Here is an 18,622-nt window from a genome sequence, read left to right as displayed (position 1 = left end):
ATGTTCTGGTCTACTTTTAAGTCAGTGGTCATGAATGTTTATATTTTATATTAAAAAAAACAAGTTTATTATTGTCGTTTTTATTATAATCTCTATTATTGCAGCAACTCAGACATTTGCAAGTTTTTTCTATTTTAACAACAATTCAAAAGTTGCAAATGTCCCATTTAAAAATAGGTTTGAAAAAATACAAAAAACCAACTTAACAATAAAAAACAACAAAACAGATGAAATCGCCAAAAACAAGCCTAAGTTTTACTTAATCATCGACGATGTGGGTTATGATGAATTTATGTTAGCACAATTTATAAAACTTAATCTTAAAATAAATTATGCTATTATTCCATTTTTACCAAAATCAATGAGTTTATACAAAAAACTTATAAATGCTAACAAATCAGTAATAATACATTTTCCAATGCAATCAAAACATAGAAATTCAATAGAAAAATTTCATATAAACATAAAAGATAAAAAAGAAGAAATACATAAAAAAATCGAAAAAGCATTTAAAAAGTATCCTGATGCAAAAATAATGAATAACCATATGGGAAGTTTAATCACCTCAAACAAAGATTTGATGAAAATAATTTTAGAAAAACTTAAAGAGATTGACAGATATTTTTTCGACAGCGTAACTATTGCAGGAAGCGTACCAGAAATAATAGGTAAAGAAATTGGGATTAAGGTAGAAAAAAGAGACGTATTTCTTGATAGCAAAGATACAGAAGAATCCGTAATCAAGGAACTTGAAAAAGCAAAAAATATTGCCAGAAAAAACGGAATAGTAAAAGTAATCGGACACATTTGGTCTAAAAATACGCTAAAAGTCCTTAAAAAAGAGGAGCCTGATTTAAACCAGGAATTCGAATTTGAAAACTTATTAAATCTTTACGAGGAAACAATCAGATGAAAGTACTTGGAATAGAAACCTCTTGTGACGACTGTTGCGCAGCTGTAGTAGAAAATGGAATTCATATTTTAAGCAATATAAAATTAAGTCAAACAGAACACAAAAAATATTATGGCATAGTACCTGAGATTGCTTCAAGACTTCATACTGAAGCTATTATGTCTGTTTGTATAAAAGCACTCAAAAAGGCAAATACTAAAATATCTGAAATTGATTTAATAGCTGTAACATCTAGACCCGGACTTATTGGGTCTTTAATAGTTGGATTAAACTTTGCCAAAGGTCTAGCAATTTCATTAAAAAAACCTATTATTTGTATTGACCACATCTTAGGCCATCTTTATGCTCCTTTAATGCACTCAAAAATAGAATATCCGTTTATATCATTATTATTAAGTGGTGGACATACATTGATTGCTAAACAAAAAAATTTTGATGATGTTGAAATACTTGGAAGAACTTTAGATGATTCTTGCGGAGAGGCTTTTGACAAAGTAGCAAAACATTATGATATGGGGTTTCCGGGAGGTCCAAACATCGAACAAATATCTAAAAATGGAGATGAAAACACATTTCAATTTCCAGTTGCCACCTTTAAAAAAAAAGAAAACTGGTATGATTTTTCATACTCTGGACTAAAAACAGCCTGCATACACCAACTCGAAAAATTCAAAATCAAAGATAATCCAACAACAAAAAATAATATAGCTGCAAGCTTTCAAAAAGCTGCATTTGAAAATCTAATAACCCCGCTAAAAAGAGCGATAAAAGATACTCAAATTAACAAATTGGTAATAGCAGGCGGAGTTGCAAGCAATTTATATTTAAGAGAAAAAATAAATAAACTTAAAATACAAACTTACTACCCTCCTATTGATCTTTGCACAGATAATGGAGCAATGATTGCGGGCCTTGGATTTAATATGTATTTAAAATATGGGGAAAGTCCAATCGAAATTGATGCAAATTCAAGAATAGAAAATTACAAAAACCAACATAGGGGGAAAAATAATGAAAAGAATTTTAGCAATGCATGATATTTCAAGCATGGGAAGAACATCTCTTACAATATGCATACCGATAATATCTTCGTTTAATATGCAAGTTTGTCCTTTTGTAACAGCCGTCCTTTCTGCTTCCACGGCTTATAAAAAATTTGAAATAGTAGATTTAACCGATCATTTGGAAAAATTTATCAATATATGGAAAGAGCAAAAGGAGCACTTTGACATACTTTATACGGGATTTCTAGGAAGCGAAAAACAACAACTAACAATAGAAAAAATAATTAAATTAATAAAATTTGAAAAAATTGTAATTGATCCTGTGTTTGCTGACGATGGAATAATTTACCCTACATTTGATAATAAAATAATTAGTGGATTTCGAAAAATAATAAAGTATGCAAACATAATAACGCCTAATATCACTGAACTTGAAATGCTAAGCAAAAGCCCACAACTTAAAAACAAAGATGATATCATAAAAGCAATATTAAATCTTGATACAAAAGGGATAGTAGTTGTTACAAGCGTTAAAAAAGGAGATCTTTTGGGAAACATTTGTTACAATCCCAAAAACAAAGAATACTCAGAATTTTTTTTAGAAAAATTAGAACAAAATTTCAGCGGAACAGGAGATTTGTTTACTAGTTTGCTTATAGGATACTTGGAAAAATTCGAAATAGAAAAAGCCCTAGAAAAAACAACAAAAGCTATTCACTTAATAATAAAAGATTCAATTAAAGAAAATGCTTTAAAAAAAGAAGGGGTTCAGATTGAAAAATTTTTAAAAAATACATTTTGAATTTAAATTTCATTAAATTCAATTTTAAAGAATGAGTCGATTTTTAGTACAAAGGAAATATTTGAATTGAAACATATTGCTAAAATAAAATGTACAAAAAATTTATTACAAAGCGTATGCTTTATTATTTTTATGAGTAAAAAAATATATGTCAAATAAAAAAATAATATTTTTTACAGGAGGGGGAACTGGGGGTCACGTATTTCCAGGAATATCCATAATACAGACATTAAAAGAACTTGACAATGAAATTGAATTTTTTTGGATAGGCAAAAAAAAATCTATAGAAGAAAAATTAATAAAAGAACAAAATAATATTAAATTTATTTCGATTCCATGTGGCAAACTTAGGCGGTATTTTTCTTTTCAAAACTTTACTGACTTTTTCAAAGTAATACTTGGAATAATAAAAAGCTTCTATATTTTACAAAAATATAAACCTCAGATTATCTATGCAACTGGGGGATTTGTTTCAACCCCTGCAATTATTGCATCTAGCTTGCTAAAAATAAAAAGAATAACCCACGAAATGGATCTAGACCCCGGACTTGCAACAAAAATTAATTCTAAATTCGCAAATAAAATACACATAAGCTTTAAAGAAAGCGAAAAATACTTCAAAAGCCACAAAAACATTGTCTACACAGGATCTCCCATAAGAAGAGAATTTTTAACTCCAAACCCCAAAATCATCAAACAATTAACACAAAACACTGACAAGCCAATTATTAGCATACTTGGGGGATCTCTTGGGGCTAATGCTTTAAACACCATTGCACTCTGTATTAAAAGGGACATTGGAATATATTTCATTCATCAATCGGGGAAAAACTTAAATGACTTAAGAGAAGACAATTATCTGAGAAGACAATTTTTTGGCGCAGAAGAAATGGCAAGCATAGTTAAATTTTCCAATATAATAATAAGCAGAGCTGGAGCCGGAGCAATAAAAGAATTTGCAAATGCTGGCACATGTGTAATTTTGATTCCATTTAAAAAAGGTTCTAGAGGAGACCAAATTAAAAATGCAAAACTACTAGAAAATCAAAATGCTTGCATTTATATAGATGAAGATGAAATTTTAAATACAAATATTTTAAAAATCATAAAAGAAACTTTAAAAGATAAAGAAAAAATCAACTCTCTCAAAGAAAATATCAAAAAATTCAACAATAAGCATTCTTCAACTTTAATAGCCAAATTACTAATAAAAGATATTAAGGAGACAAAATCTAAATGATAACAAACGATCCTGTAAAAATAACCGGAATAGTAGACATACTAATAATAATAATTTTTACATCTTTAGGATTTAGAGGATTTTTAAGAGGATTTATTAAAGAAATTAGTGGATTTGCTGAAGTTTTTGTTTTAATACTACTGCTTTACAAAAAAACCGAAGAGTTTAGAAAGCTGATTGAGCCTATTGTTGAACTATCCTACATTCAAGCACTACTTGTATTTTTTCTGCTCATACATATAGGATTTTTAATCCTACAGGCATTAATAGAGTCAATAATAAGTCAACTTAAATTATTATTCTTTAATAGAATACTGGGCCTAGTACTTGGCCTACTTGAAGCTTTTGGAATAATTGCAATAGTGGTTTACATAATACACTCACAACAAATATTTAAACCCGAATATTTCCTAAAAGAAAGCAAGCTACTTGATTATTTAAATCCTGGAATAAACTATCTCTTTAAAATTTCAAAAACAAACTAAGGAGCCAAAAATGACAATGCTTCCAAAAATTGCTCAAGACATAATAAACGCATATGATCAAAAACTATTGCCAAATGCAATTCTTTTATTAGGAGAAAAATTTTCATCAAAAAAAATCAGCGCTATTGAGATTGCAAAAAAAATATTAAACGGGAAAAACTTAACAAACCCCAATTTACTCATTTTCTCAAATTTAGATACAGTAGAAGCAAAAGCGCATCTTTCTACAAATTCACACCAAATAGCAAATAAATACTTAGAGTACATTAAAACTGTAATCTTTACCAAATGTAATTTCAGTAATGAAAAAAATTTGAAAAAAATAGAGAAAAATATCAACTATATTAATTCTGTTTATTATGAAAAAGAATACAATGAAAACATAAAAAATGGGCTTATAAAAAATATAGAAAATATAAACAAAGAAATAAATCATAGTATTACTGTTCATGATGTAAAAAAAATTCAAACTTGGATTTTTTCTGAAAAAGAAAAACCAAAGGTAATATACATAAACGAAATCGAAAATTTATCATTCAACGTACATAATTCACTTTTAAAAATACTAGAAGAGCCACCTTCAAATATTTACTTTATCTTAGCAGCAAGAAATAAAAACAAAATACCAAAAACAATACTTTCAAGACTTAGAGTTTACAATTTCACAAAATCAGAAAGAAACTTAGAAATTCAAAAATTCAAGGAAAGCTTTCTAATAAATAAAGATATAACAATTGAGGAGTATTTTGCCTCATTTTACAAAGAAGAAAGCAAAAAAATAAAAAAAGAATTGATAAAAATTCTAAATATAATAAAAGAAAAAAAATCCATATTTAATCTTGAAGAAAGCGAATTTATAAAAGATGATCAAAGCTTTAAAATATTTTTAAACGAACTTGCATTTAACATTAGAAAAGATTTTTTAGAAAAAAAAATAAACATAAATCAATATCTCAAATATACACAGCATTTGAAAAATATTTACAAATATCGCCCTTATAATCAAAATAAAAAATTAATAATAGAAAACTTGATGCTAAATTATGAGGAGATATGAATAATTTTTTCAAAAAAGCTTTAACAAAGCTAAACAAATTATCTAATGAAGAAAAAACTAAATTTATTGAACAAATTTACAAAAAAATAGAAATATATGACGGAATATTTGCATCAATTAATGAAGGCATCATTGTGCTTGACAAACAAAACAATATAATCTACTCAAACAAGATTTTATACCAAATTTTAGCTTTAACGTCTAAATTAAAAATAGAAATTCTTGATGATATTCAAATTCCAATCTTAATAAATTTAATAAAAGAACTAGTTAGAACAGAAGATAAAATAATAGGATTAGAAGTTCCAATCTCAAGCAGCATATATATTAAAATTTCATTTATGCCCTATGTAAAAGAAAAAAAACTTGAAGGCAATATTATTTTAATCGAAGACATTAAAGAAAAAAAAAAGAAAGAAGAACTGTTTAGAAGAGTTGAGGCTTTAGCCTCTTTTACAAGACATGCAAGAAATATTGCCCATGAAATCAAAAACCCACTTGGAGCAATAGATATAAATTTACAACTACTAAAAAAGGAAATTGAAAAAGAAAAAATAAAAAATAGCAAAGCTGAAAATTATTTTAAAGTAATAAAAGAAGAAATAAACAGAGTAGATAAAATAGTAACAGAATTTTTATTAACCGTAAGGCCAATAAAAATTAACTTACAAGAAAAAGACATTAAACAAGTAATAGGCGGTGTGTGTGAATTGTTAAATCCTGGATTAGAAAACAAAAACATAAAACTATTGCTTAATTTAAACAAAACAAGCAATATTCTCATTGATGAGAAACTGTTAAAACAAGTTATTATAAATATAGTTAAAAATGCAGAAGAAGCACTACTTGAAACAAAAAAAGAAATAAAAAAAATAGAAATTTTTCTCTTCGAAAAAGACAATAAAATACATATCAACATAAAAGATAATGGAAATGGAATAAAAGATGATGTAAAAGAGGAAATATTTAAACCTCAATTTAGCACAAAAGAAAAAGGAAGTGGAATAGGCCTTACTATTTCCTATAAAATAATAAAAGAGCTTGGGGGTGAAATTTTTGTGGAAAGCAAAGAAGGCAAAGGCACTATTTTTACAATTACACTTCCTAAACTAAATAAAAAAAATATTTTAATTGAAGGGTATTGAAAATGAGCAAAATACTTGTAGCTGATGACGAAAAGAATATTAGAGAAGGAATTGCCACTTATCTTGAGGATGAGGGTTATTTTGTTTTCACTGCTAGTGACGGAGAAGAAGCTCTTGAAACAATTGAAAATGAAAATCTTGATGTAATAATATCTGACCTGAGAATGCCTCAGATATCTGGAGAAAAATTGCTCAAAATAGTTAAAGAAAAAAACCTGGGAATCCCTTTTATTATTCTAACTGCCCACGGAACAGTTGATTCTGCCGTGGATGCCATGAGAGAAGGTGCTTACGATTTTTTAACAAAACCCTTAGACCTTGAAAGACTTTTACTAATAATAAAAAGATCACTAAATAAAAAAGAAAATAACGCTGATAAAAATGCCAATTTACAAAATATACTAATAAGAAAAGACCTAAAATACTATGAAAAAATTATGGGAAAATCACTATTAATGCAAAAAATTTTTGAACTTGTAATAAAAATAGCAAAATCAAATGCATCTATTCTTATAACAGGCGAAAGCGGTGTTGGCAAAGAAATAATAGCGGATGCTATTTTCGATCTTTCAAATAGAAATGACAAACCATTTATAAAAGTAAATTGCGCTGCACTTTCTGAAAGCATTCTTGAAAGCGAACTTTTTGGCCATGAAAAAGGAGCATTCACTGGAGCAATTTCCCAAAAAAAGGGTAGATTTGAACTTGCAAACAAAGGCACAATTTTCCTTGATGAGATAGCAGAAATTTCGCCTGAAATTCAAGTTAAACTTTTAAGAGTGCTGCAAAACAAAACCTTTGAACGTGTCGGGGGGGAAACTACAATTAAAGTTGATATCAGACTTCTGGCTGCAACAAACAAAAACATTGAAGAGGAAATTAAAAAGGGAAAATTTAGAGAAGATTTATTTTATAGATTAAATATTATTAATATAAACATACCACCTTTAAGAGAGAGAAAAGATGATATATCTTATTTGACAAACATACTAATAAAAGACGTTGCAAAAGAAAACAACAGAGAAGAAAAAACTCTTTCTAATGATGCAATGAAAGCTCTCTATTATTACGATTGGCCAGGAAATATTAGAGAATTAAAAAATGTACTTGAAAGCGCATTAATATTATCAAAAGGTAAACAAATCACTAAAGAAGATTTACCAGTAAAAATCAAAAATAATGAAAATCTTATATTTAAAATAACACTACCAATAGGAATTAGCCTAAAAGAGGCAGAAAAAGAAATAATAAAACAAACGCTTTTTCATTCTAAAAATAACAAGAGCAAATGCGCTAAAATACTAAAAATAGGAAGAAAAACTTTACACAATAAAATAATCGAATATAACATTGATCAATAATATTTCTTTTAAACGATTATTATATTATTAAATTATAATAAATACAAAAAAATAATATTGCTTTAAATTAAATGTATAGTTTTGAAACCAAAAAATTTTTTAATACCAATAATTATATTAAAATGAAACACTTTCTTTTAAAATCTTGGTATAAAAGTGTAAAAATATTTTTATCAAACAAATAATTATACATCATTATTTATTAATAATCAATACAATTTGATAATATCATATATTTAGCTGGCTTGCAACCAGCTTTACTTTAAAACCTTCAAGGGATTAATGGGAATATTTTTTTTTAATATTTCAAAGTGTAAATGGGGCCCCGTTGAACGCCCTGTTTGCCCTACTCTTCCAAGAAATTCACCCGATTTAACAAAATCCCCTATCTTTACAGAATATGAATTTAAATGCCCATAAAGAGATTTAATATTATTTTTATGACCAACTACAACAAAATTACCATAAAGATCATTGTATCCAGCTTCAATGACTACTCCAGAAGAAGAAGAATACACTTCCGTATTCATTGGAGCTGCAAGATCTATTCCCGTATGAAAACTTTTATTACCGGTGAAAGGATCATTTCTAAATCCAAAATCAGAACTAACAATAAATTTTTTTAAAGGAAAAATAAAGTTGGCATTTAAGAAAAAAAGCAACTCTGTGCCTGAAAAAAGTCCAAAATCCGGATTCTTGACAAAATCAAAAAAATAAAATTCATAAACTCTGTCATTCCTTTTAATTTTTACCTTTTCAGCTTTAGTAAGATCTCTTGTTGCTAAAAGTAAATTATTAAACCTGTAATCCTTACTATCAAAAACAAAAACTCCCTTTTTGCTAGGAATAATAATCTCTTGTCCAACACTCACAACGGGGGAATCTAATAAATTAACAGTAGCAATGCCAGACTGCCATCCATTTATTTTATTGGCAATTTTAAAAAAAGTATCTCCTTTTTTAACTTTATACAAGTAAAAAAACAAGGGAATATGCTGTTTTTTGTTATATTTTAAAACTTTAATTTTAAGATCAGAAAAAACAGGATCTTTTCTTGAAAAATTCTTTATTTCTGGATAAGAAAAAACACAAATTATATTTAAAAAAATGAAACCTATTTTAAATATTAAAAAAGTTTTACTCATTCATACCAAATTCTTTTACTATTAATTAATCAAATATAATAAAAAACAAAAAAAAAATAAATCATGTTTGGACTTGCAAATAATACTAAACTGTAATAAACTTTCTCTCAACATGGAGCTAAACGAATACCAAGAAAAAGCAAAAAAAACTGCTAAATATAAAAATAAAAAAGAAGAATTAATTTTAACAACACTTGGTCTTGCTGGTGAAACTGGAGAAGTTGTTGAAAAAATAAAAAAATTAGGAAGAGACAAAAATTACATTATTGATGATGAGTATTTAATATCAATTAAAAAAGAACTTGGGGACGTATTATGGTACTTATCAAGTTTAAGCAATAATTTGGGCATTACGCTTGAAGATGTTGCTCTTACAAACCTAAGAAAAATACAAAAGCGACATGAAAATGGAACAATAAATGGCGAAGGCGACGACAGAGAAGACATTTAAATTAAAAATATTAAAAACCTAAAATAAAAATGCTTAATATTTATATCAAGGGAATCTTGCTTGGAATTGCAAACATAATTCCGGGGGTTTCTGGGGGAACACTGGCCTTAATATTAAAAATTTATTACAAAATAATAAACTCTATCTCAGAAATCTTAAAGCTCAAAGAAATTAAAAAAAATTTAATGTTTTTAACTATTTTGGCAACAGGAATGCTAACCTCAATATTATTAACTGCAAAAATATTTAAAGCTTATGCTTTTGATAATGGAATAATGGAAGCGCTGCTAATAACATTTTTCATAGGATTAACATTTGGGAATATAATAACACTAAAAACAGAAATATCTATAGAGATAAATAGTAATACAAAAATATTAAATAATTTATTGTTTTTTATTGGCATGAGCATTATTGTACTCTTGTTAATAATCAAAGAATCAAATATACAATTGCAAAGTACAATACCTAAAGACAAAAGCTCAATAAAATATTACTTATTATTGATATCTTCTGGAACAATAAGCGGAGCATCAATGATCTTACCGGGGATCTCGGGATCTGCAATGCTTTTGCTACTTGGCTTTTATAAAGAAATAATACTTATTATATCTGAATTTAACATTACACTTATTACAATATTTGCAACAGCTGCAACAATAGGAATAATTACATCAATATTAATAATAAAGAAAATAATAGATAATAACTTAAATAAGTTTATTTATTTATCAAAAGGCTTAATTTTTGGATCAGTTCTACAAATGATATTAATTGTATTAAAATTGAACTTTAAAATCGACTTTGCATCTTTTACATCTTTAGGAGCATTATTTACACTGGGAATCTTTATAAACAAAAAATTGGCTGAAAAATATCAATAAAAAATTTAAAAATACCGAAGACCGGACTTGAACCGGTACGGAGCTTCCTCCTCAGGATTTTAAGTCCTGTGTGTCTACCAATTCCACCACTTCGGCATAGAATAATATATTAAATAATAATATATTGCAATGTCAAGCTAAATAATAAAATAAATATAAAAATTCAATTGATAACTATTTTTTGAGGAAAATTTTCAATAACATAATTGCTGTGCAAATAATCTTCAATTACAAACATAAATGAATATAAAGAAACCCTAGCAAAAAAATTAGAAAAAACTCTAAAATCAATTTTATTTGCTAACATTGAAATATTGTTTGAATCATTTATTAAGCTAAAAAATCCATTTTTGATCAATAAATCAAAAATAACAAATTCAGATTCATCTAAAATAAAAATTAATTTATCTATTTGGGCTTTTAAATATAAAATTTGCTCATTAATTTGCAAACTAACGGGATTTTTAATAAAATCCTTGCTTAAATTATAAATAACAATACCATAGTGATTGCTCTTAAATTTAAAATCCACAAGCAATCCTAATTTTAAATTACAAGAATCTTGAATTACACTTAAAACTTTAATATTTATTTGGTGCTTAGAAAGAATGCTAACAGAAAGTCCCTTGCCTTGATCAATAAAATAAGCATTCTTAAAAGTTCCAAATAAAACTCTATTATTAATTAAATCAAGCACATTTTTATTCTCAAGATTCTTAATAATTATTAAATCAAAACTTTGATTTAAAATATTATAAGCAGAATCGAGCAACCCTTGAGAAGGGTCATCATTTAAATCAAAATTTGCAACCTTAAGCTCCAAAACACTAAAATCTGTATCTACAAAATTGCAGGAAAAAAATAAAACATTAAGAAGAAATAAACTCTTCAAGTTGGCATTTTGTCTCAACAACTTCAAATACAAGTCCATACTTTTTTGCAGCGTCACTGTCTAACCAAAAATCTCTATCGGTATCCTTTTCTATTTTAGAAATTTTTTGACCTGTTTCTTTTGAAATAATATTATTAAGTTCTTTTTTAACTTTATTTAACTCATTAGTGTAAATCTCAATATCTGTAGCAACTCCTTTAAATCCACTCAAAGGCTGGTGCAATAAATACCTGGCAAAAGGTAGTGAAAATCTATTTTCTAATTTTGCAGCCAAAAAAATTAAAGCGGCAGCACTGGCTACAAGCCCTACTCCAACTGTAAAAACTTTAGGCTTAACAAAACGAATCATATTAAAAATAGCAAATCCAGCATCAATATCGCCTCCTTCTGAATCAATGTACACAAATATGGGCTTTTTAAAATCCAAAGTCTCTAACAATAATATTTTTTCCTGGAAAAGCCTAGAAACATCCTTAGTAATCTCACCAGCAATAACTATTGATCTACTCTTTAAAACTAATTTCAATGATTTATCATGCAAAATACAAGCATCATTATCTTCTTTCCCGGTCATAAAACATCCCTTATACAAAAACATAATGATATATTATAATTGAAAATAAAAGGTTTTTAAATGATAAAAAAGCACAAAAATTAAACAATTGCACTTACTTTATAAAAAGAAAAAGACTAATAAATCTTTAATCAAACTTCATCAAAGCCAAAAAATACTCTAAATTTTACAAATAAGTAAAATTCAAAAAGGAGTTTATAATGCATTATGAATTTGCAGTTATTGGGGGAGGAATAGCAGGAAGCACTGTTACTTACGAACTGCTTAAAAGAAATAAAAAAGTAATTCTTTTTGACAATGAAGATACAAAAGCAACAATAGTAGCGGGCGGACTTATTAATCCTATTATGGGTAGGAAAATGAACATTGCCTGGAGAGAGCCAAATATTTTTGAATTTGCAAAAAACTACTATCAAGAAATTGAAAAAACCATTAAATCTAATTTTTTTATAGAAAAAAATATTTTTAGACCTTTTACTACTGAAAATCAAAAAAATGAACTGATTGATAAACTTCAAAATGATAAAAACATAAAAAACTTTATTTTAAAAATACAAGATGGAAAAATTTACAATTTCTCAAACGACTCTAACGGCGGAATGATAATAAAAGGCGCCAGAATTAATACAAAAATCTACATAAAAAATATTAAAAAATATATAATCAAAAAAAATTCATATATAAACAAAAATATAGACGAAAATCAAATTAATCTTGAAGAAAGTTCTTTCAAAATAGAAGATTTCAAATTTGAAAAATTAATATTTGCAAAAGGATATAAAGAAAAACTCAAAGGATTTTTTTCTTATCTCCCATTTGAGCCTGCAAAAGGAGAAATCATTATATTAGAATGTAACAAATTAAATTTTAAAGAGGTTTACAATAGACACGTATCTTTAATTCACTTAAAGGGCAATAAATTTTACCTTGGGGGCACTTACGAATGGAACACTTGGAATACGCTTACAAATGAATGGGCAAAATTAGAATTATTGGGAAAATTTAAAAAAATAACAAATCTAAAATGCAAAGTTATTGATCAAAAAGCCCACATAAGACCTTCAACCCTTGACAGAGAGCCTTTCTTAGGAGAACACCCCAAGTATAAAAATATCTTCATATTAAATGGGTTTGGAACAAGGGGCATATCAATGGCACCATACTTATCTAATTTATTGATTAATAATATTGAAAAAATTGACAAAATTCCAAATCATTATAATATTAAAAGATATGAAAAATACTATAATATTTTGGATCATTCTTAAAATCAAAATTTTCAAATTTATGCTAATACACGATTATATCTCTTAATATTTCTAAATTCAAAAAAAAATAATATAATGTTTAAGTTAAGCTAAAATAATTCTTATCCAAAGAGAAACTAGAAAGTGAGGCAAAATTTAACAAACCAATTAAAATTAATTAATACTTTCAGAACAAACCAGGAGAATAATCTTTGGGATTCAATATTAATATTATAGGGACTGGGGGAACAAGGCCGCTCCATAACAGATATTTGTCGTCCGTGCTAATCGAATACAATGGGGATAATTTTTTATTCGATTGTGGAGAAGGAGCTCAAATGTCTTTAAGAAAGCAAAAAATATCTTGGCAAAAAATAAAAATGATTTGTATTACACATTTGCATGCTGATCACATCACAGGACTACTCGGAATAGTGATGCTGATGTCACAAAGTGGAGAAACAAGAAAAGACCCATTAATAATTGCTGGGCCTGTTGGAATAAAAAACTATACAAAAGCCAATATAAATATGCTTAAAATATATAAAAACTATGAAATAATTTATAAAGAAATAATCATAGATAAAACCGACAAAATAATATATGAGGATAAAACAAAAAAAATTGAATACACCAAACTAAAACATTCAATAGAATGTGTTGGATATTTATTCATAGAAAAAGATAAACCTGGGAAATTCAATACAGAAAAAGCAGAAGAGTTAAATATTCCTAAAGGGCCTATTAGAAAAGCCCTGCAAGATGGAAAAGAAATATTGGTAAACGGAAAAATTATAAAGCCATTAGAAATACTTGGGAAATCTAAAAAAGGACTAAAAGTTGCATACCTTACAGATACTGGTTATTTTAAAGAACTAATACAACAAATCAAAAATTTTAACCTTGTAATAATTGAGAGCACATTTAAAAATGAGCTAAAAAAAGAAGCAGATAAAAAACTTCACTTAACAGCTGGTGAAGCTGCAAATATTGTCAAGCAAGCAAAAGTTTTACAAACAGGCCTTATTCATTTTAGCGAAAGATATACATTAAGAAAAGATCTTGAAAACTTACTAAAGGAGGCAAAATTGGAATATCCAGACGGAGAAATTTTTTTAACAAGAGATGGGATGAGACTTGAAGCAAACAAAAATAACTTTATTATTAAATAGGAGGATATATGATAAATGTAGAAAAAGTTACTAAAATGTATGGGCCATTTACAGCACTATTTAATGTTAGCTTTAGGGTTGAAGAAGGCGAAGTACTTGGCATACTTGGCCCAAACGGAGCCGGAAAGTCCACATTAATCAAAATCTTAACATCATTTCATTATCCAAGCAAAGGTAATGTAAAAATTTTTGGGAAAGACATTGTAGAGCATTCAAAAGAAATACTACAACAAATAGGATATGTTCCTGAAAAACTAGCTCTTTATCCAGAACTTTCTGTTAAGGAATATTTAAAGTTCATATCAGAAATAAAAGGTGTTAAAAAATTAAAAAAAGAAATTGATAAAGTAGTAAGCATATTCAAATTAAAAGAAGTTGAAGATAAGCTGATTTCTCAACTCTCAAAAGGATTTAAACAAAGAGTAGGAATAGCTGGCGCTTTAATAAACAATCCTAAACTTGTAATACTTGATGAGCCAACAAATGGTCTTGATCCAAATCAAATAATTGAATTTAAAGAATTTTTAAGAGAACTTGCAAAAGAAAGTACAATATTATTCTCTTCACACATACTAAGTGAAGTAGAATCTATTTGTAAAAGAATAATTATTGTCAACAACGGAGTAATTGTTGCTGATGACACAAAAGAAAATATTATTAAAAATAAACTTAAAGAGATTGAAATAGAATTAATAGTTTTAAAAAAATCTGAAAATGAAAAAAAAATTTTCAATAACAAAAATGATATTTTTACATTAATAAAGCTTGAAGAACACGAAAAAGACTTAAATATTTCATTAAAAATATCTCAAGGCAAAACAGAAGAAGATCTCTTTAGCTACATAGTAAAAAATAATATAATCTTAAAAGCAATGATCCCAAAACATGAAAGCCTTGAAAAGATATTTAGCAAATTAACCAAGGAGAGAGAAAAATGAAAATAGATTTAAAGAAATCTTTATCGCTTTCTAAAAAAGAACTAAAAATATTATTTGGAACTCCAACTGCATACGTTGTGATGCTATTTTTTTTAATATTCATAAACTTTTCATTTATTTTTTTATCAGGATTTTTTATTAAAGACAATGCGTCTCTTACCTCTTATTTCTCTTCAATGCCTATTATTTTAATGTTGGTACTGCCAGCACTTAGCATGGGAGTATTCTCAGAAGAACACAAAACAGGAAGCATTGAACTTCTTTATGCTTTACCGCTAAGCCCTCAAGAGATAGTCTTAGGTAAATTTATTACTCTTAAAATATTTACCTTAATATTATTCTCACTTACCTTACCTCTTACAATAATGACAATTTTCATGGGCGAATTTGATCTTGGGATAATATTTCTTCAATACCTAGGAATAATTCTTTATTCTCTCTCAGTGCTAAGCATGGGAACATTTATATCCTCTATTACAAAAAGCCAAATAGTCTCTTACATTCTAACCGTATTTACACTGATATTAGTACTATTTTCTGGAAAATTGGTTATGATCTTTGGAAAAGAAAATATAATAGGAGAAATGCTTAATTTTGTTTCAATAACTAATCACTTTAGCTATTTTAATATGGGCATATTAAACTTATCAGACTTTATTTATTTTATTACATTCACAATCACATTTCTAATACTAAGCACACACAGCATAACGCTAAAAAAATGGAGATAAATTTATGAAAAATAAAGAAAATGAAGTTTTAAACCTAACACTGAACCTTACAATAATCTTTTTGATTTTTTGTAATATATCTATTTTCATTTTTAAAATAGACTTTACAAAACACAAAGCTTTTACAATATCTAAAGTTACAAAAAATTTGTTCTCAAGTGCAAATGAAACAATATATATAACATATTACAATTCGGGAAGCCTTGAAAACTATTTTGCTTTTCCAAGCCAAATAAAAAATTTTTTAATAAGTTTTTCTGATGCTTCAAAAGGTAAGGTAATTTATAAAGAACTTGACGCTGATAAAATTTCAACGCCATTAGAGCACATTGGCATTCCTTCTCAGCAAATCGATTTAAGAGATATTAATCAGCTCTCAATACTTAAAATATACTCAGGAATTGAGATTATTTACGAGGGAAAAAGAGAAGTAATACCGGTTGTAACAGAAATTAGTAATTTAGAATATGACCTTGCAAATGTACTTGACAAGCTAATAAACAATACAAAAAAAGTTCTAGGGCTTGCTTTTGGAGACAGCACTTTAAAAGAAGCACACAAAAACTTTTCAGAAATAATGAAAAAAGCATTTGGAATTGAAATAAAAGAAATAGATTTAAAAACTGAAAAATTAGAAGACATTAGAAAAGATATAAATGGATTATTCATTATTGGCGCTAAAGAAATTGATAAAGAAATTGCAAAAAAAATTGACGATTTTGTTGTCAATGATGGAAAAATATTTGTTGCAACAAGCTCAATTGACTACAATCCTCAAAATCCATATGGCATAACTCCTATTAAATCCAGCCTATTTGATCTATTTGAAAGTTATGGTATAAAATACAACGAAAATATTATTCTTGATAAAAGAGCTCCCACAATCTTTTTGGGCGGCAATTTCCAAACTTACTATCCATGGATTTTAATAGATAAAAGCAATATTGTAAAAAAAGATATGCCATTACTTAAAAATTTTTATACAGCTACAATTCCTTGGAGCAGCTCATTAGAACTTATAAAAAAGGACGAAACAGAAGTAAAATTTTTACCTCTATTTGCAAGCTCCAAACAATCATGGCAAGTTAAAGAGCCTAATCTTTCAAACATATCTTTGAATGCATTTGAAATTCCAAATAAATTTGAAGAGAATAAAATTAAAATACTAGGATATGCAATTGAAGGGAAAATTAAAAGTCCTTATAAAGATCAATATTCCAAAAATTCTAAAATAATCCTAACAGGATCAAGCATGATATTTAGTGATTATATGTACAACGGTTCTCCATCAAACTTTGAACTATCAGGAAGAATTTCAGATTATTTAATGCAAAAGGAAGAATTTTTTAATATTAAGTCCAGAGAAGTACGAGCTAAATTAAAATTTGCAAGCTCTTCAAACGAAATGGTCAATGCAAAGTTTTCATTAATAGTTGTTAACTTAATTATTCTTCCAACAATAATATTAATATTTGGACTTGTTAGATTTACTAGAAAAAGAAAAGCAAATTAATAAGAACAAAGGAGTATTTATGACAAAACCAAAAATATTCTCAGTCAATAAAGAAAAAATAAAAATATTAATAATAGTAGTGTTAACATCTACATTCTTATTGGGAATAATTTTTTCAAATGAAAATAAAGTAGCAAGAATCCTGGAAGAAAAATTTTTTGATTTTGACTTTAATTCAATTTCTAAAATTGAAACAGAGCTTGAAGGAACACTAACAAAACTTGGCAAAGATTGGATGCTAACATACAATAAACAAAATATTCCTGTTGACAATAAAAAAGTTAACTCTCTAATCAAAGCATTAGACGAGCTTCAAAAAAACAAACTTGTAAGCAGAGATCAAAAAAAACACAAAGAACTGGGCATTGGAGAAAACCCAAGTTTTAAATTATTTGACAATAATAATAAACTGTTAACAGAAATTTTTGTTGGAAAATCAGGAGAAGGCGATTCAAGACTAGCATACATTAAAGGCAGCGATGAAAATGTTTACTTAACAAAAAACATTTTCTTATCATATAAAGGAAATTCTTACAATACATTCTCAGATACTACATTATTCCAAGAAAAAAACACAAAATTAGAAACTTTATCATTTGAAATAATAAGAAAATTAAACAAAGAAAATGAAAATAATATAAATAATAACTATGAAATTACCACTAAAGATGGTCTTTATTTTTTAAATAACCAAAAAATGGTAAAGGAAAGACCTTTAAATATTATTGCTGAATTTAAAGCTGATGGACTTGAAATTGATAAATCTAAAATAGATGACTATAATCTTCAATACAAGATTCAAGCCCAATGGAGCAATAAAAGTGTCAATAATATTGAAGTTTATTTTAATAAAAAAGAAGAAAATGACAAAGACATATTAATCAAAAAAGATAAAGATGAATATTACTACACTACTAGCAAATGGACTTTTTTTGATGTATTTGACTTAGAAAAAAAATTATTAGAAAAAGACAATACTTCTAGCAATGATAATCAAGAAGATCATCATGAACATCACGAAAATGCAGATTGATCTTGCTATATATAAAAAATATAAAAATAAATAGA

The 18,622-nt window shown here is 27.0% G+C and carries 19 protein-coding genes and 1 tRNA gene; 16 read left to right on the top strand and 4 right to left on the bottom strand.

From position 1 onward, the window contains the following. The first annotated feature begins 34 nt into the window (after positions 1-34). From BBIDN127_RS03850 to BBIDN127_RS03815, 8 genes are all read left to right on the top strand, one after another. Complete coding sequence (locus BBIDN127_RS03850) at positions 35-913, top strand: divergent polysaccharide deacetylase family protein (protein ID WP_014023977.1); 879 nt, start codon at positions 35-37, stop codon at positions 911-913. Further along, positions 910-1,950 (top strand): tRNA (adenosine(37)-N6)-threonylcarbamoyltransferase complex transferase subunit TsaD, encoded by a 1,041-nt coding sequence (tsaD, locus tag BBIDN127_RS03845; RefSeq protein WP_014023976.1) that lies wholly within the window; start codon positions 910-912, stop codon positions 1,948-1,950. The genes BBIDN127_RS03850 and tsaD overlap by 4 nt, the downstream gene beginning before the upstream one ends. Continuing rightward, a complete protein-coding gene (locus tag BBIDN127_RS03840; RefSeq protein WP_014023975.1) occupies positions 1,925-2,719 on the top strand; it encodes a PfkB family carbohydrate kinase in 795 nt (264 codons plus the stop codon). The genes tsaD and BBIDN127_RS03840 overlap by 26 nt, the downstream gene beginning before the upstream one ends. Positions 2,720-2,867: 148 nt before the next feature. Further along, entirely contained in the window at positions 2,868-3,959 is a 1,092-nt protein-coding gene (gene murG, locus BBIDN127_RS03835) for an undecaprenyldiphospho-muramoylpentapeptide beta-N-acetylglucosaminyltransferase (RefSeq protein WP_014023974.1), read from the top strand. Beyond that, positions 3,956-4,444 (top strand): CvpA family protein, encoded by a 489-nt coding sequence (locus BBIDN127_RS03830; protein WP_014023973.1) that lies wholly within the window; start codon positions 3,956-3,958, stop codon positions 4,442-4,444. Before murG ends, BBIDN127_RS03830 begins: the two co-directional genes overlap by 4 nt. A 10-nt stretch (positions 4,445-4,454) precedes the next feature. After that, positions 4,455-5,501: an AAA family ATPase gene (locus tag BBIDN127_RS03825; protein WP_014023972.1), complete on the top strand. Its 1,047-nt coding sequence runs from the start codon at positions 4,455-4,457 to the stop codon at positions 5,499-5,501. Beyond that, on the top strand, positions 5,498-6,646 hold the full coding sequence (locus tag BBIDN127_RS03820; protein ID WP_014023971.1) for a two-component system sensor histidine kinase NtrB: 1,149 nt from the start codon (positions 5,498-5,500) through the stop codon (positions 6,644-6,646). The genes BBIDN127_RS03825 and BBIDN127_RS03820 overlap by 4 nt, the downstream gene beginning before the upstream one ends. A gap of 2 nt (positions 6,647-6,648) precedes the next feature. Next, positions 6,649-8,007, top strand: a complete 1,359-nt coding sequence (locus tag BBIDN127_RS03815; protein ID WP_014023970.1) for a sigma-54-dependent transcriptional regulator — start codon at positions 6,649-6,651, stop codon at positions 8,005-8,007. 257 nt (positions 8,008-8,264) lie between these two features. Here BBIDN127_RS03815 and BBIDN127_RS03810 read toward each other — a convergent pair whose 3' ends face one another. After that, positions 8,265-9,152 carry a LysM peptidoglycan-binding domain-containing M23 family metallopeptidase gene (locus BBIDN127_RS03810; RefSeq protein ID WP_014023968.1) on the bottom strand — a complete coding sequence of 296 codons (888 nt, stop codon included), beginning with the start codon at positions 9,150-9,152 and terminating at the stop codon, positions 8,265-8,267. A gap of 112 nt (positions 9,153-9,264) precedes the next feature. On the opposite strand from BBIDN127_RS03810, the gene BBIDN127_RS03805 reads away from it, so the two are divergent. Further along, positions 9,265-9,603: a nucleoside triphosphate pyrophosphohydrolase family protein gene (locus BBIDN127_RS03805; RefSeq protein ID WP_014023967.1), complete on the top strand. Its 339-nt coding sequence runs from the start codon at positions 9,265-9,267 to the stop codon at positions 9,601-9,603. A gap of 29 nt (positions 9,604-9,632) precedes the next feature. Next, positions 9,633-10,487, top strand: coding sequence for a DUF368 domain-containing protein (locus BBIDN127_RS03800; protein ID WP_044054980.1), 855 nt, complete (start codon positions 9,633-9,635; stop codon positions 10,485-10,487). Between the two features lie 12 nt (positions 10,488-10,499). On the opposite strand, the gene BBIDN127_RS03795 is transcribed toward BBIDN127_RS03800, so the two are convergent. From BBIDN127_RS03795 to BBIDN127_RS03785, 3 genes are all read right to left on the bottom strand, one after another. Further along, positions 10,500-10,583: transfer RNA gene (locus tag BBIDN127_RS03795), tRNA-Leu, on the bottom strand. Between the two features lie 67 nt (positions 10,584-10,650). After that, positions 10,651-11,310, bottom strand: coding sequence for a hypothetical protein (locus tag BBIDN127_RS03790; RefSeq protein WP_014023965.1), 660 nt, complete (start codon positions 11,308-11,310; stop codon positions 10,651-10,653). A gap of 46 nt (positions 11,311-11,356) precedes the next feature. Then, positions 11,357-11,953, bottom strand: a complete 597-nt coding sequence (locus BBIDN127_RS03785) for an ATP-dependent Clp protease proteolytic subunit (protein ID WP_014023964.1) — start codon at positions 11,951-11,953, stop codon at positions 11,357-11,359. Between the two features lie 200 nt (positions 11,954-12,153). On the opposite strand from BBIDN127_RS03785, the gene BBIDN127_RS03780 reads away from it, so the two are divergent. The 6 genes from BBIDN127_RS03780 (at position 12,154) to BBIDN127_RS03755 (ending at position 18,587) form a co-directional block, all read left to right on the top strand. Next, the gene (locus BBIDN127_RS03780) at positions 12,154-13,221 is read left to right on the top strand and encodes an NAD(P)/FAD-dependent oxidoreductase (RefSeq protein ID WP_014023963.1); all 1,068 of its coding nucleotides are present in this window, start codon (positions 12,154-12,156) and stop codon (positions 13,219-13,221) included. A gap of 191 nt (positions 13,222-13,412) precedes the next feature. Continuing rightward, positions 13,413-14,372, top strand: coding sequence for a ribonuclease Z (locus tag BBIDN127_RS03775; protein ID WP_014023962.1), 960 nt, complete (start codon positions 13,413-13,415; stop codon positions 14,370-14,372). Positions 14,373-14,380: 8 nt separating this feature from the next. Then, positions 14,381-15,310 (top strand): ABC transporter ATP-binding protein, encoded by a 930-nt coding sequence (locus tag BBIDN127_RS03770; RefSeq protein WP_014023961.1) that lies wholly within the window; start codon positions 14,381-14,383, stop codon positions 15,308-15,310. Further along, positions 15,307-16,041 carry an ABC transporter permease gene (locus BBIDN127_RS03765; RefSeq protein ID WP_014023960.1) on the top strand — a complete coding sequence of 245 codons (735 nt, stop codon included), beginning with the start codon at positions 15,307-15,309 and terminating at the stop codon, positions 16,039-16,041. The genes BBIDN127_RS03770 and BBIDN127_RS03765 overlap by 4 nt, the downstream gene beginning before the upstream one ends. A gap of 4 nt (positions 16,042-16,045) precedes the next feature. Further along, entirely contained in the window at positions 16,046-17,554 is a 1,509-nt protein-coding gene (locus tag BBIDN127_RS03760) for a GldG family protein (protein WP_014023959.1), read from the top strand. A gap of 19 nt (positions 17,555-17,573) precedes the next feature. After that, positions 17,574-18,587, top strand: a complete 1,014-nt coding sequence (locus BBIDN127_RS03755) for a DUF4340 domain-containing protein (RefSeq protein WP_014023958.1) — start codon at positions 17,574-17,576, stop codon at positions 18,585-18,587. Positions 18,588-18,622: the final 35 nt, after the last annotated feature.

The sequence above is a fragment of the Borreliella bissettiae DN127 genome (assembly GCF_000222305.1).
In the GTDB taxonomy this organism is placed as follows: domain Bacteria; phylum Spirochaetota; class Spirochaetia; order Borreliales; family Borreliaceae; genus Borreliella; species Borreliella carolinensis.
The sequence above is the reverse complement of the archived record's forward strand: the minus strand, read 5'-3'. Positions and strand labels throughout refer to the sequence as shown.

Bases quoted from the DNA above. Each gene is read 5' to 3' on its own strand.
- BBIDN127_RS03830 (WP_014023973.1), top strand. From the start codon at position 3,956: ATGATAACAAACGATCCTGTAAAAATAACCGGAATAGTAGACATACTA.
- BBIDN127_RS03765 (WP_014023960.1), top strand. From the start codon at position 15,307: ATGAAAATAGATTTAAAGAAATCTTTATCGCTTTCTAAAAAAGAACTA.
- BBIDN127_RS03780 (WP_014023963.1), top strand. From the start codon at position 12,154: ATGCATTATGAATTTGCAGTTATTGGGGGAGGAATAGCAGGAAGCACT.
- BBIDN127_RS03810 (WP_014023968.1), bottom strand. From the start codon at position 9,152: ATGAGTAAAACTTTTTTAATATTTAAAATAGGTTTCATTTTTTTAAAT.
- BBIDN127_RS03850 (WP_014023977.1), top strand. From the start codon at position 35: ATGTTTATATTTTATATTAAAAAAAACAAGTTTATTATTGTCGTTTTT.
- BBIDN127_RS03840 (WP_014023975.1), top strand. From the start codon at position 1,925: ATGAAAAGAATTTTAGCAATGCATGATATTTCAAGCATGGGAAGAACA.
- BBIDN127_RS03760 (WP_014023959.1), top strand. From the start codon at position 16,046: ATGAAAAATAAAGAAAATGAAGTTTTAAACCTAACACTGAACCTTACA.
- BBIDN127_RS03815 (WP_014023970.1), top strand. From the start codon at position 6,649: ATGAGCAAAATACTTGTAGCTGATGACGAAAAGAATATTAGAGAAGGA.
- BBIDN127_RS03800 (WP_044054980.1), top strand. From the start codon at position 9,633: ATGCTTAATATTTATATCAAGGGAATCTTGCTTGGAATTGCAAACATA.
- BBIDN127_RS03825 (WP_014023972.1), top strand. From the start codon at position 4,455: ATGACAATGCTTCCAAAAATTGCTCAAGACATAATAAACGCATATGAT.
- tsaD (WP_014023976.1), top strand. From the start codon at position 910: ATGAAAGTACTTGGAATAGAAACCTCTTGTGACGACTGTTGCGCAGCT.
- BBIDN127_RS03785 (WP_014023964.1), bottom strand. From the start codon at position 11,953: ATGACCGGGAAAGAAGATAATGATGCTTGTATTTTGCATGATAAATCA.
- murG (WP_014023974.1), top strand. From the start codon at position 2,868: ATGTCAAATAAAAAAATAATATTTTTTACAGGAGGGGGAACTGGGGGT.
- BBIDN127_RS03770 (WP_014023961.1), top strand. From the start codon at position 14,381: ATGATAAATGTAGAAAAAGTTACTAAAATGTATGGGCCATTTACAGCA.
- BBIDN127_RS03805 (WP_014023967.1), top strand. From the start codon at position 9,265: ATGGAGCTAAACGAATACCAAGAAAAAGCAAAAAAAACTGCTAAATAT.
- BBIDN127_RS03755 (WP_014023958.1), top strand. From the start codon at position 17,574: ATGACAAAACCAAAAATATTCTCAGTCAATAAAGAAAAAATAAAAATA.
- BBIDN127_RS03820 (WP_014023971.1), top strand. From the start codon at position 5,498: ATGAATAATTTTTTCAAAAAAGCTTTAACAAAGCTAAACAAATTATCT.